11 protein-coding genes and 1 pseudogene are annotated in these 11,870 nt (G+C 71.5%); 6 read left to right on the top strand and 6 right to left on the bottom strand.

Annotation, left to right across the window (positions count from 1 at the left end; all coding sequences use genetic code 11):
- Positions 1 to 88 precede the first annotated feature (88 nt).
- Positions 89 to 880 (bottom strand): metal-dependent hydrolase, encoded by a 792-nt coding sequence (locus AC07AW_RS26940; RefSeq protein ID WP_478818023.1) that lies wholly within the window; start codon positions 878 to 880, stop codon positions 89 to 91.
- 86 nt (positions 881 to 966) lie between these two features.
- Between AC07AW_RS26940 and AC07AW_RS26935 the strand changes: the two genes are divergently transcribed.
- Both AC07AW_RS26935 and AC07AW_RS26930 read left to right on the top strand, forming a co-directional pair.
- The gene (locus tag AC07AW_RS26935; protein WP_478818022.1) at positions 967 to 3,525 is read left to right on the top strand and encodes a DEAD/DEAH box helicase; all 2,559 of its coding nucleotides are present in this window, start codon (positions 967 to 969) and stop codon (positions 3,523 to 3,525) included.
- Between the two features lie 13 nt (positions 3,526 to 3,538).
- Positions 3,539 to 4,402 carry an acyl-CoA thioesterase gene (locus AC07AW_RS26930; protein ID WP_478818021.1) on the top strand — a complete coding sequence of 288 codons (864 nt, stop codon included), beginning with the start codon at positions 3,539 to 3,541 and terminating at the stop codon, positions 4,400 to 4,402.
- A 10-nt stretch (positions 4,403 to 4,412) separates the two neighbouring features.
- On the opposite strand, the gene AC07AW_RS26925 is transcribed toward AC07AW_RS26930, so the two are convergent.
- Positions 4,413 to 5,483, bottom strand: coding sequence for an RNA ligase (ATP) (locus AC07AW_RS26925; RefSeq protein WP_478818020.1), 1,071 nt, complete (start codon positions 5,481 to 5,483; stop codon positions 4,413 to 4,415).
- Between the two features lie 111 nt (positions 5,484 to 5,594).
- On the bottom strand, positions 5,595 to 5,819 hold the full coding sequence (locus AC07AW_RS26920; RefSeq protein WP_478818019.1) for a DUF6011 domain-containing protein: 225 nt from the start codon (positions 5,817 to 5,819) through the stop codon (positions 5,595 to 5,597).
- A 36-nt stretch (positions 5,820 to 5,855) separates the two neighbouring features.
- Here AC07AW_RS26920 and AC07AW_RS26915 point away from each other — a divergent pair, with 36 nt between their 5' ends.
- Both AC07AW_RS26915 and AC07AW_RS26910 read left to right on the top strand, forming a co-directional pair.
- A complete protein-coding gene (locus AC07AW_RS26915; RefSeq protein ID WP_478818018.1) occupies positions 5,856 to 6,338 on the top strand; it encodes a glutathione peroxidase in 483 nt (160 codons plus the stop codon).
- A complete protein-coding gene (locus tag AC07AW_RS26910) occupies positions 6,331 to 7,098 on the top strand; it encodes a putative protein N(5)-glutamine methyltransferase (RefSeq protein ID WP_478818017.1) in 768 nt (255 codons plus the stop codon). Before AC07AW_RS26915 ends, AC07AW_RS26910 begins: the two co-directional genes overlap by 8 nt.
- Positions 7,099 to 7,140: 42 nt before the next feature.
- Here the strand turns inward: AC07AW_RS26910 and AC07AW_RS26905 are convergent, their stop codons facing one another.
- Positions 7,141 to 8,514, bottom strand: a complete 1,374-nt coding sequence (locus AC07AW_RS26905) for a cytochrome P450 (RefSeq protein ID WP_478818016.1) — start codon at positions 8,512 to 8,514, stop codon at positions 7,141 to 7,143.
- A 143-nt stretch (positions 8,515 to 8,657) separates the two neighbouring features.
- Between AC07AW_RS26905 and AC07AW_RS26900 the strand changes: the two are divergent.
- Positions 8,658 to 9,151 (top strand): annotated as a pseudogene (locus AC07AW_RS26900) (VOC family protein).
- 9 nt (positions 9,152 to 9,160) lie between these two features.
- Here the strand turns inward: AC07AW_RS26900 and AC07AW_RS26895 are convergent.
- Positions 9,161 to 10,375 (bottom strand): acyl-CoA dehydrogenase family protein, encoded by a 1,215-nt coding sequence (locus AC07AW_RS26895; protein ID WP_478818015.1) that lies wholly within the window; start codon positions 10,373 to 10,375, stop codon positions 9,161 to 9,163.
- A 162-nt stretch (positions 10,376 to 10,537) separates the two neighbouring features.
- On the opposite strand from AC07AW_RS26895, the gene AC07AW_RS26890 reads away from it, so the two are divergent.
- Entirely contained in the window at positions 10,538 to 11,185 is a 648-nt protein-coding gene (locus tag AC07AW_RS26890; RefSeq protein WP_392158442.1) for a TetR/AcrR family transcriptional regulator, read from the top strand.
- Between the two features lie 110 nt (positions 11,186 to 11,295).
- Here AC07AW_RS26890 and def read toward each other — a convergent pair whose 3' ends face one another.
- The gene (gene def / locus AC07AW_RS26885) at positions 11,296 to 11,853 is read right to left on the bottom strand and encodes a peptide deformylase (RefSeq protein ID WP_478818014.1); all 558 of its coding nucleotides are present in this window, start codon (positions 11,851 to 11,853) and stop codon (positions 11,296 to 11,298) included.
- Positions 11,854 to 11,870 lie beyond the last annotated feature (17 nt).

Raw genomic sequence — 11,870 nt, 5'->3', positions numbered from 1 at the left:
GCGCCGGACGAAGCGGGGCAGCTCCGCCTCGTCCGGCCAGGCCGCCGCGGCGAGTCCGGCGAGCCCGGTGCACACCCGGCGGAAGGACCTAGAAGAACCCCAGCGCCGAGGCTCCGCCGACGCCACCCAGGAGCATGAAGGCGGGCATCAGGACCTTGAGCTCGACCCAGCTGCCGGCGCGGAAGCGCATGCCCTTGGGCGGGCCGAGCGGGTACCAGCGCTTGCGGCCCACGGGGATGGGCCACAGGATCGGGCAGCCGGAGACGGTCAGGGCGTCGCCGATGTCGTGCACGAGGGCGCCGAGGACGATGGGCAGGCCCAGCCACAGGTACTCCTGGCCGGGGCCCGTGAAGAACCAGTCCGAGCCGTTGCCGGCCTTGTCGAGGACGCCCGCGAGGATCCAGGCGCTGGTGGCGCCGAGCAGCCACACCAGGACGTCGCTGGACACCCGGGCGGCCCGCCACAGCAGGCCTTCCACGGCGAGGACCAGATGCACGAAGAGGATCGCGAGGACGGCCCAGCGGCCGCCGGTGACCGCCGCGACGGAGGCACCGGCGCCGATCAGGACCGCCCAGAGCCAGGTGTGGGTGAGCGTCCGGTGCCCGCCGGACCTGCGGGGGTCGGACGTGGAGCGGGTCGCCTTGTAGACGGCGTACGACAGCTTGTCGACGATCTCGCAGAGGCCCCGGGAGACCGGCCCGAAGGCGCGGGAGATGGTCGCCGACTTGTGGTCGAGGTCGGGCGCGAGGGCCGCGCCCGCACAGATGAGCGCGCCGACGACGAGAACCGGCCAGGGCATCGGGTGGTCGAAGGCGGCCGCTGCCGCTCCGACCCCGAGCCATGCCGCCGCTCCGGACAGCGAATGCGCCGGTCCCATCATGATTGGTCCGCCCCGTTTCTCCCCTGCCGGCGCCGAGTTGACGGCCGGTCGACGGACGAGCCTATCGTCCGTGATCAAGACTGACGATGGCCGGTTCCCTCATCCGAGCCGAATGCGGGCAAGATGGGGGCGTGACCCTTATCGATCAGCTGCCGCCGACCGCCGACCCCGACGCCCTCTTCGAGGCCTTCTCCTCCTGGGCCGAGGACCGGGGCATCACGCTCTACCCGGCCCAGGAAGAGGCGCTGATCGAGGTCGTCTCCGGGGCCAACGTGATCTTGTCCACACCCACCGGATCGGGAAAGTCGCTGGTCGCGGCGGGTGCGCACTTCACCGCGCTCGCCAATGACCAGGTGACCTTCTACACCGCGCCGATCAAGGCGCTGGTGTCGGAGAAGTTCTTCGACCTGTGCAAGCTCTTCGGCACCGAGAACGTCGGCATGCTGACCGGCGACGCCTCCGTGAACGCGGACGCCCCGGTGATCTGCTGCACGGCCGAGGTCCTCGCCTCGATCGCGCTGCGGGACGGCAAGTACGCCGACATCGGCCAGGTCGTCATGGACGAGTTCCACTTCTACGCCGAGCAGGACCGCGGCTGGGCCTGGCAGATCCCGCTGCTCGAACTCCCCCAGGCGCAGTTCATCCTGATGTCGGCGACGCTCGGCGACGTGTCGATGTTCGAGAAGGACCTGACCCGGCGCACCGGCCGGCCGACCTCCGTGGTCCGCTCGGCGACCCGGCCGGTCCCGCTCTCGTACGAGTACCGGCTGACGCCCATCACGGACACCCTGACCGAGCTCCTGGAGACCAAGCAGGCGCCCGTCTACATCGTGCACTTCACGCAGGCGCAGGCCGTCGAGCGCGCGCAGTCGCTGATGAGCATCAACATGTGCACGCGCGAGGAGAAGGACCAGATCGCCGAGCTCATCGGCAACTTCCGCTTCACCACCAAGTTCGGCCAGAACCTCTCGCGGTACGTCCGGCACGGCATCGGCGTGCACCACGCGGGCATGCTGCCGAAGTACCGGCGGCTCGTGGAGAAGCTGGCCCAGGCGGGTCTGCTGAAGGTGATCTGCGGGACGGACACCCTCGGCGTCGGCGTCAACGTGCCGATCCGTACGGTGCTGTTCACGGCCCTCACCAAGTACGACGGCAACCGGGTGCGCACCCTGCGGGCCCGTGAGTTCCACCAGATCGCGGGCCGGGCCGGCCGGGCCGGCTTCGACACCGCGGGCTTCGTGGTGGCGCAGGCCCCCGAGCACGTCATCGAGAACGAGAAGGCGCTCGCGAAGGCCGGCGACGACCCGAAGAAGCGCCGCAAGGTGGTCCGCAAGAAGGCCCCCGAGGGCTTCGTCGCCTGGAGCGACACGACCTTCGAGAAGCTGATCGCAGCCGAGCCGGAGCCGCTGACCTCCCGCTTCAAGGTCACCAACATCATGCTGCTCTCGGTGATCGCCCGGCCGGGCAACGCCTTCGAGGCGATGCGCAAGCTCCTGGAGGACAACCACGAGCCGCGCAAGGCGCAGCTGCGGCACATCCGCCGGGCCATCGCGATCTACCGCTCGCTGCTCGACGGCGGCGTGGTGGAGCAGCTGGACGAGCCGGACGCCGAGGGCCGCACGATCCGTCTCACGGTCGACCTCCAGCAGGACTTCGCGCTCAACCAGCCGCTGTCGACGTTCGCGCTCGCCGCCTTCGACCTGCTCGACCCCGAGTCCCCCTCGTACGCCCTGGACATGGTGTCCGTCGTCGAGTCGACGCTCGACGACCCGCGCCAGATCCTCGCCGCCATGCAGAACAAGGCGCGCGGGGAGGCCGTCGGGCAGATGAAGGCGGACGGCGTCGAGTACGAGGAGCGGATGGAGCGGCTCCAGGACATCTCGTACCCGAAGCCGCTGGAGGAGCTGCTCTGGCACGCGTACAACGTGTACCGGAAGTCGCACCCGTGGGTCGGCGACCACCCGGTGTCGCCGAAGTCGGTCATCCGTGACATGTACGAACGGGCTCTGACCTTCACGGAGTTCACCTCCTGGTACGAGCTGGCGCGGACCGAGGGCATCGTCCTGCGGTACCTGGCGAGCGCGTACAAGGCGCTCGACCACACCATCCCGGACGACCTGAAGACCGAGGACCTGGAGGACCTGATCGCCTGGCTCGGCGAGATGGTGCGCCAGGTGGACTCCTCGCTGCTCGACGAGTGGGAGCAGCTGGCCAACCCGGAGATCCAGACGGCCGAGGAGGCCCAGGAGAAGGCCGACCAGGTCAAGCCGGTCACGGCGAACGCCCGCGCCTTCCGGGTCCTGGTGCGCAACGCGATGTTCCGCCGGGTGGAGCTGGCCGCCCTCGACAACGTCGACGCGCTCGGCGAGCTGGACGCCGAGGCCGGCTGGGACGCGGACGCGTGGGGCGAGGCGATGGACGCGTACTGGGACGAGTACGACGACCTCGGTACGGGCCCGGACGCGCGCGGCCCGAAGCTGCTCGCGATCGAGGAGGACGCGGCGCACGGGCTGTGGCGCGTCCGGCAGACCTTCGCCGACCCGAACGGCGACCATGACTGGGGAATCAGCGCGGAGGTGGATCTCGCGGCCTCCGACGAGGAGGGCCGGGCGGTGGTCCGCGTGACGTCCGTCGGACAGCTGTAGGAGGAGAACCGGGATGACCAACCCCGCCGAGAGGCTCGTGGACCTGCTCGACCTGGAGCAGATCGAGGTGAACATCTTCCGCGGGCGCAGCCCGCAGGAGTCGCTGCAGCGGGTCTTCGGCGGGCAGGTCGCCGGGCAGGCCCTCGTGGCGGCCGGCCGCACCACGGAGGGCGACCGGCCGGTCCACTCGCTGCACGCCTACTTCCTGCGGCCGGGGCGGCCCGGGGTGCCGATCGTGTACCAGGTGGAGCGGGTGCGGGACGGCCGGTCGTTCACGACCCGCCGGGTGACGGCGATCCAGGAAGGGCGGACGATCTTCAACCTCACGGCCTCCTTCCACAAGCCGGAGGAGGGCGCCTTCGAGCACCAGCTGCCGCCGCGGCACCTGACCGACCCGGACACGCTGCCGAACCTCGCGGACGAGATCCGGGAGCACCTGGGCGCGCTGCCGGAGGCGCTGGAGCGGATGGCCCGCCGTCAGCCCTTCGACATCCGGTACGTGGACCGGCTGCGGTGGACGCAGGAGGAGGTCAAGGGCGCGGACCCGCGGAGCGCGGTGTGGATGCGGGCGGTGGGCCCGCTCGGCGACGATCCGCTGGTCCACACGTGCGCCCTCACCTACGCCTCGGACATGACGCTCCTGGACGCGGTCCGCATCCCGGTCGAACCCCTGTGGGGCCCGCGCGGCTTCGACATGGCCTCCCTGGACCACGCGATGTGGTTCCACCGGCCGTTCCGCGCGGACGAGTGGTTCCTGTACGACCAGGAGTCGCCCATCGCGACGGGAGGCCGGGGCCTGGCCCGCGGCCGCATCTACGACCGCGAGGGCAGGCTGCTTGTGTCGGTGGTCCAGGAGGGCCTGTTCCGCAAGCTCTGACGCGCCGGGGTCACTCGAACTCGGTGCCGCCCTTGCGGGTCAGGTAGGCGGGGCTGACGGCCTTGGCGATGGCCCGGCCGCCGGTCACCGGGCTGTACCGCTCGGTCGCGGGCCGGATGACGACGCCCTCCCGCAGGTGCGTCTCCCGGCCGGAGACGGTCTCGCGCCCGGTGGCGAGGGCGAGGACGGTGTCGAGGTCGTACGGGCCGGAGTGGAGCCGCGGTACGAACGCCACCTCGCCGGCCTCGACGACGTCCTCCGGGTCGAGCCACCGAACCTGTCCGTCGATCTCGGCGGACACGTCGAAGAGGGCGTACCCGACGGTCTCGGAGCGGGCGTCGGCGCCGTAGGCGAGGTCCTGCACCCCGGAGCCGTACACCTCGCCGAAGAGCCCCACCCGGCGGGCGCCGAGCCGCTTCGCCAGCCGCTCGGCGACACCGGCGAGCCCATGGCCGTGGACGGCGCGCCAGTACAGATTGCGCGGGTCCTCCCGCAGGGCGAGCCCCTTGGCCCCGAACCCCTTGGAGGAGACCTGCACGCGCCCTTCCTCGGCGTGGAAGGTCAGCAGGCAGGCGGTGCCGTGGAGCTTCTCCGTCAGGACGACGGGCTCACCGGGCTCGAAGAGGTCCGGGTAGCGCTGCAGGTTCTCGATGTCGACCCACGGCAGCAGATCGGGCGCGGGCTCGACCTCCCCGTTCATCGTCGGCGGTATCGGCGGCACCCACTTGGTGATCCCGAGCACCTCCGCGAAGTCGACCCCCTCGGCGGCCGCCCGCGCCAGATCGGTACCGGCGAGCGCACCGGGCCGGCACACGATCCCCTGCGACAACTCCCCACGCAGCCGCACCGCCTTCACGCGGTCCGCGTTCCCCCCGGCGAGCCGCCCGGTGAGCCCCAGCTCGTCGACGAGCGGAAGAGGAAGCACTGCCTGCTCGGGGATGTAGACGGCGACATCGCCCGTCTCGTAGACCCCCTTGGCGACGACGGCCCGGTAGAGCCCGACCTGGGCGAGCTCGAGGGCGTCGGCGTTGGGATGCGGATGAACGGTGAGGACTTCGGCGGTGACGCGCAGGGTGGACATGGTTCAGGACTCCGGTTGCTCGGGTTTGGGTCTCATCGCCGGTCACTGTGACCGCCCCGAATTCCCGTGGGCCATCGGTTTGTCGCCTGGTAGCGTCGCCGGGCTGCGGTCCTACGGCTCCTGGTCGATGCCCGGGAGCGTGTCCTGCTCCACCTCGTGGCGGCGGGTGCGGATGTCCGGAGGTGTCGGGTGGAGTTTGGCGTCGCAGGTGGGGCCCAGGCCTGTGCGGCGGGAGTCCGCGCCGGTCAGGGGGCGGCCGCAGAGGCGGCAGTGGACGCGGCGCGGTCCTGCGTCCGCCGTGGAATCGATCGCGATTGCCAGTGGTTCGTCTCCCATGCTGAGATCAAACCCTATTCCTACGAGGAGCGGTCCATGAGCCTTTACGACATCCCCCTGAAGACGCTGGCCGGCGAGCCGGTCTCCCTTGCCGACTACCGCGACCGGGCGGTCCTGGTGGTGAACGTCGCCTCCAAGTGCGGTCTGACCCCGCAGTACGCGGGTCTGGAGCGGCTGCAGAAGGAGTACGGAGAGCGCGGCCTCACCGTGCTCGGGGTGCCCTGCAACCAGTTCGCCGGGCAGGAGCCGGGCAGTGCCGAGGAGATCGCGACCTTCTGTTCGGCCACGTACGGGGTCTCCTTCCCGCTCCTGGAGAAGACGGACGTGAACGGTGACGATCGTCACCCGCTCTATTCCGAGCTGGTGAAGATCGCCGACGCCGACGGCGAGGCCGGTGACGTGCAGTGGAACTTCGAGAAGTTCCTCATCGGCCGTGACGGCCAGGTCACCCGCTTCCGTCCGCGCACCGAGCCGGAGGCCCCCGAGGTCGTGGCGGCGATCGAGGCTCAGCTTGTCTGACCTGGGGGTTGTCGAGCGGCTTCGCGCCGCCGGGTGCGTCTTCGCCGAGGAAGAGGCGGAGATGCTCCTCGCGACCGCCGCCGGGCCCGCCGAGCTCGACCTCATGGTCGAGCGGCGGGCCTCCGGCCTGCCCCTGGAGCACGTCGTGGGCTGGGCCGAGTTCGCCGGGCTGCGGATCGAGGTCGACGGCGGGGTCTTCGTGCCCCGGCGCCGTACGGAGTTCCTCGTCGGCCACGCGGTGGAGCTGGCCCGGCCGGGCGCCGTCTGCGTCGACCTGTGCTGCGGCTCCGGCGCGGCGGGCGCGGTCCTGCTCGCCGAGGTCGAGGGCGTGGAGGTGCACGCCTCGGACATCGAGCCGGCGGCGGTGCGCTGCGCCCGGCGGAACGTCGAGCCGCGCGGCGGGCGTGTGTACGAGGGGGACCTCTTCGCGCCACTGCCGCGGGAGCTGCGCGGCCGGGTCGGGGTCCTGGTCGCCAACGTGCCGTACGTACCGACCGGGGAGATCGGGCTGCTGCCGCCGGAGGCCCGCGACCACGAGCCGCACGTCACGCTCGACGGCGGCGCGGACGGCCTCGACGTCATGCGGCGGGTCGCCGCAGAGGCGCCGGAGTGGCTGGCGCCGGGCGGGCACCTGCTGGTGGAGACGAGCGAGCGGCAGGCGGAGACGGCCCTCGCGGTGATGTCCGCGGCCGGTCTGACGCCGCGCGTCATCACCTCCGAGGAATGGTGGGCGACGGTCGTCGTCGCGACGAAGCCGTAGGGCGAGGGGAGCGGCCCCGGGCCGCTCCCCCGTCCGGTCGGGCTACACCGTCCTCGGCTGCAGACGGCAGCGCGCCGGGCCCTCCTGCGTGAGGGTGATCGCGGAGCCGACGGGCACCTCGGTGTCGACGGCCTCGAAGCCGTACTTCTGGAGGATCATCGCCAGCGCGATCACGGACTCCAGCATCGAGAAGTGCTGGCCGATGCAGGCGCGCGGGCCGCCGCCGAAGGGGAACCAGGCGTACCGGGGGCGGGCCGCCTCCGCCTCGGGCGTGAAGCGGTCCGGGTCGAAGCGCTCCGGGTCCTCCCAGTAGGCGGGGTGCCGGTGGGTGACCCAGGGGGCGACGATGACGTCCGCGCCCGCCGGGATGGTGACGCCGTCGATCACGGTGGCGGCGACGGCGCGACGGCCCGTGGCCGGGGCGGCGGGGAAGAGGCGCATGGCCTCCTTGAGCACCTGCGTGAGATAGGGCAGCGCGTCGAGGTCGGCGGCGCCGGGGGTACGGCCTCCGAGGACCCGGTCGACCTCCTCCTGGGTCCGCTTCAGCACGTCCGGGTGGCGGGCGAGGAGGTGGAGGGCGAAGCCGAGGGAGGTGGCGGTGGTCTCGTGCCCGGCCAGCAGGAAGACGAGGACCTGCTCGCGCAGTTCGGTGGCGTCGAAGCTGCCGTCCTCGGCGCTCTCGGCCTCGACGAGCAGGGTGAGGAGGTCGTCGCCCTCGGCGGAGGCACGGCCGGAAGCCCGCCGCTCGGCGATGATCCGGTCGCAGACCTCGTACAGCGCCTGGTGGACGGCGGCGGCCTTGCGGTTGCCGGGGGTGGGCCAGTGGCGCGGGAACTTGACCGGGGAGTAGCCGCGGCTGAGCACGTAGGCGCCGACTTCGGGGAAGCAGCGCTCGACGATCTCGACGGCCGCGTCGACGTCGGTGCCGAAGAGGATGCGGGCGACGGCGCGCAGGGCGAGGCGGGTCATCTCGTGGAGGACGTCGACGGTCTCGGCGCCGCCGTCCTGCCATTCGCCGATGAGGGTGGTGACCTCGGCGGCGATGGCCCCCGCGTAGCTGTCGACGCGGCGCTTGGTGAAGAGGGGCTGGACGAGCCGGCGCTGGCGGAGGTAGTCCTCGTCCTGGCTGGTGAGCAGGCCGTTGCCGAAGGACTCGCGGATCTCCTGGTAGAAGGCGTTGTCCTTGCGGAAGTTGGCGGATTCGCCGGCGAGGACCTGCTGGGCGCCCTCGGCGGAGAAGACGCCGTAGAAGGTGGCGCCGATCCCGGGCGGGCCCGCGGTCATCTTCACGACGTCGCCGTGCTCGCGCCGCGCGCGCAGGAAGGTGCCCAGCGAGTCCTTCCTGAGGTCGAGCATGGAGCCGAGCAACGGCAGTCCCTCCAGCTCGGGTGCCTCGGTACCTGTGGTGATGGCCATGTGCGGTTCCCCCTCGATCGTCTCCTGCGGGGTGATTCTCCCGCAGCGGGTGACTCACGGGTAGGCCGTCCGAACGCCGGGCCGAATCTGGCCGGTTGACTCGAAACGAGCCACTGTCGGTGGCGTCTGCGAGGCTCGTTCCCATGGAGCGACCCGAGCTGACTCTGCAACTGACCATCGACTGCGCCGACCCCCAGCACCTGGTGCCCTTCTGGCTGGACGCCCTGCGCTACGTACCCGACCCGCCGCCCGCCGGCCACGCCAGCTGGCGGGCGTACTGGGAGGCGATCGGCGTGCCGGAGGACGAGCTGGGCGAGGACGCCGGGGAGCTCCCGGAGTCCATCGTCGACCCGAAGGGGGTGGGCCCCCGGGTCTGGTTCCAGCGCGTCCCGGAGCCCAAGACCGTGAAGAACCGCGTCCACCTCGACCTGAAGGTCGGGGGCGGCCGGGAGGTCCCCCTCGCCCTCCGCCGCTGGGGGTCCCCCCGGCCGGAGGCTGGGGGAGGGTGGACGGCGAGGTGGCCCGGCTGACGGCCCTCGGCGCGACCGTGCTGTACGCGATGGACGAGCCGAACGGCATGGACTACTACGCGGTGGTCCTCCAGGACCCGGAGGGCAACGAGTTCTGCATCGTGTGAGCGGTCGCCCTACTTCGCGAGCGCGCGGCTGATGACCATGCGCTGGATCTCGCTCGTGCCCTCGAAGATCGTGTAGATGGCGGCGTCGCGGTGCATGCGCTCCACCGGGTACTCACGGGTGTAGCCGTTGCCGCCCAGGATCTGGATGGCCTGGGCGGTGACCTTCTTGGCGACCTCGCTCGCGTACAGCTTGGACATCGAGCCCTCGGCCGCGGTGAAGGGCTTGCCGGCCGTGGCCATCCACGAGGCGCGCCAGACGAGGAGCCGGGCGGCGTCGATCTGGGTGGCCATGTCGGCGAGCTGGAAGGCGACGCCCTGGTTCTCGATGATCGGGCGGCCGAACTGGACGCGGGTCTTGGCGTAGTCGAGGGCGACCTCGTACGCGGCGCGGGCGGTGCCGACCGCCATGGCGCCGACGGCCGGGCGGGAGGCCTCGAAGGTGGCCATGGCGGCGTTCTTGACGCGCTCGCCGCCTGCCTTGGCCTTCTCGCGGGCGCGGGCGAGGCGCTCGTCCAGCTTGTCCTTGCCGCCGAGCAGGCAGGAGCCGGGGACGCGGACGTCCTCCAGGACGACCTCGGCGGTGTGCGAGGCGCGGATGCCGTGCTTCTGGAACTTCTGGCCCTGGGACAGACCGGGGGTGTTCGGCGGCACGATGAAGGAGGCGTGGCCCTTGGAGCCGAGCTCGGCGTCGACGACGGCGACCACGACGTGGACGTTGGCGATGCCGCCGTTGGTCGCCCAGGTCTTGGTGCCGTTGAGGACCCACTCGTCCTTGGCCTCGTCGTACACGGCCCGGGTGCGCATGGAGGCGACGTCCGAGCCGGCGTCGGGCTCGGAGGAGCAGAAGGCGGCGACCTTGACGTCGTTCGCGTCGCCGTACATCTGCGGGACCCAGGTGCCGATCTGCTCCTCGGTGCCGTTGGCGAGGACGCCGACGGCGGCGAGGCCGGTGCCGACGATGGAGAGGGCGATGCCGGCGTCGCCCCAGAAGAGCTCCTCCATCGCCATCGGGATGCCGAGGCCGGTCGGGTCGAAGAACTGCTGGGCGTAGAAGTCGAGGGAGTAGATGCCGATCTTGGCCGCTTCCTGGATGATCGGCCAGGGAGTCTCCTCACGCTCGTCCCACTCGGCGGCCGCGGGGCGCATCACATCGGCGGCGAAGCCGTGGAGCCAGTCGCGGACCTGCTTCTGGTCCTCGTTGAGTTCGAGCGTGAACTCGCCCATGTTCCCTCCCAGCATGACGTTACTTGCGGTAACAGCAGTCTGTTACCGGTGGGTAGAGGCTGTCAACCTGCAGTGGAGCGGTTCGGCCCGACCGACATCGGATCCCGACCGGGTGTTACGTTGCGACAGCCTCACGAATCGCACGGGCGGGGAGACACGCACATGGACATCGCACACCGGGCCACCGACCAGCAGACGCCCGCCGAGCAGCGGCGCCGCGAGCTGCTGGAGGCGGCGGACCGGGTGGTGCTCCGGGACGGCCCCAAGGCGTCCATGAACGCGATCGCGGCCGAGGCCGGGATCACCAAGCCGATCCTCTACCGCCACTTCGGCGACAAGGGCGGGCTCTACCGCGCCCTCGCCACCCGGCACACCGACGCGCTCCTCGCCTCACTGCGGGCCTCGCTCGACGCGCCCGCCGACCGGCGCCGCCGCGTCGAGGCCACTCTCGACACGTACCTGGCGTCCATCGAGGCCATGCCCCAGGTCTACCGCTTCCTCATGCACCCGGCGGAGGAGTCGCACCAGACCGAGCAGGGCTTCGACGTCGGCCGTCACTCGGCCCCGCTGCTCCGCCGCATGGGCGAGGAGCTCGGCCAGGTCATCGCCGAGCGCGTCGACCTGGGCCCGGCCGCCGAGGCCCAGGCCCGGATCTGGGGCCACGGCATCGTCGGCATGATGCACGCGGCCGGCGACTGGTGGCTCGGCGAGCGCCCCTGCTCCCGCGCGGACCTCGTCAAGAGCCTGGCGGACCTGCTGTGGGGCCGGCTCGCGGAGGCGGACGACCTCCCGGGCGGACCGGGCTTCTAGCCGAGCGGGCCGGGAGATCCGGCCTGGGCTCCCCCCGAGCGGGCCGGAAGATCCGGCCTGGCCTCCCCCTGAGCGAGCCGGAAGATCCGGCCCGCTTCCGGACGATCGAGTCAGGAGATCCGGTCCGCTCCGCTCCCCCACGGCTGCTTGCGGATCGTGCGCAGCAGGCGTGACTTGCGCCACCCCGTGACGTGGTCCGCGTAGACCCCGCCCTCCAGGTGGTCCGTCTCGTGCTGGAGGCAGCGGGCGAAGAAACCCGTGCCCTCGACCCGTATCGGAGTGCCGTCCAGGCGGACGCCCTCCACCACCGCGCGGTCGAAGCGGGGCGTCGGCGCCTCCAGGCCCGGCAGGGAGAGGCAGCCCTCGGGGCCCCGGATCTCGTCGCCGTCCGCCTCCACCAGGCGCGGGTTCACCACATGGCCCAGGTGGCGGTTCTCCTCGTCGTCGGGGCAGTCGTACACGAAGACCCGCAGGCCCACGCCGACCTGGTTCGCCGCCAGGCCCACGCCGTGCGCCGCGTACATCGTGGCGAACATGTCCTCGACGAGCCGTGCCAGTTCGGGTCCGAAGTCGGTGACGGGCGCGCAGGGTGTGTGCAGCACGGGGTCGCCGAGGAGGGTCATCGCTCGGACGAGACCGGAACTGCCGGGGATGGGGCGGTTTCGCATGGCCGTAAGGGTACGGT

It is taken from the genome of Streptomyces sp. NPDC044003, assembly GCF_056435185.1.
The sequence above is the reverse complement of the archived record's forward strand: the minus strand, read 5'-3'. Positions and strand labels throughout refer to the sequence as shown.

Excerpts from the sequence above, each read along its gene's own strand:
- AC07AW_RS26940 (WP_478818023.1), bottom strand. The coding sequence starts at position 880 with ATGATGGGACCGGCGCATTCGCTGTCCGGAGCGGCGGCATGGCTCGGG.
- AC07AW_RS26935 (WP_478818022.1), top strand. The coding sequence starts at position 967 with ATGGCCGGTTCCCTCATCCGAGCCGAATGCGGGCAAGATGGGGGCGTG.
- AC07AW_RS26930 (WP_478818021.1), top strand. The coding sequence starts at position 3,539 with ATGACCAACCCCGCCGAGAGGCTCGTGGACCTGCTCGACCTGGAGCAG.
- AC07AW_RS26925 (WP_478818020.1), bottom strand. The coding sequence starts at position 5,483 with ATGTCCACCCTGCGCGTCACCGCCGAAGTCCTCACCGTTCATCCGCAT.
- AC07AW_RS26920 (WP_478818019.1), bottom strand. The coding sequence starts at position 5,819 with ATGGGAGACGAACCACTGGCAATCGCGATCGATTCCACGGCGGACGCA.
- AC07AW_RS26915 (WP_478818018.1), top strand. The coding sequence starts at position 5,856 with ATGAGCCTTTACGACATCCCCCTGAAGACGCTGGCCGGCGAGCCGGTC.
- AC07AW_RS26905 (WP_478818016.1), bottom strand. The coding sequence starts at position 8,514 with ATGGCCATCACCACAGGTACCGAGGCACCCGAGCTGGAGGGACTGCCG.
- AC07AW_RS26895 (WP_478818015.1), bottom strand. The coding sequence starts at position 10,375 with ATGGGCGAGTTCACGCTCGAACTCAACGAGGACCAGAAGCAGGTCCGC.
- AC07AW_RS26890 (WP_392158442.1), top strand. The coding sequence starts at position 10,538 with ATGGACATCGCACACCGGGCCACCGACCAGCAGACGCCCGCCGAGCAG.
- def (WP_478818014.1), bottom strand. The coding sequence starts at position 11,853 with ATGCGAAACCGCCCCATCCCCGGCAGTTCCGGTCTCGTCCGAGCGATG.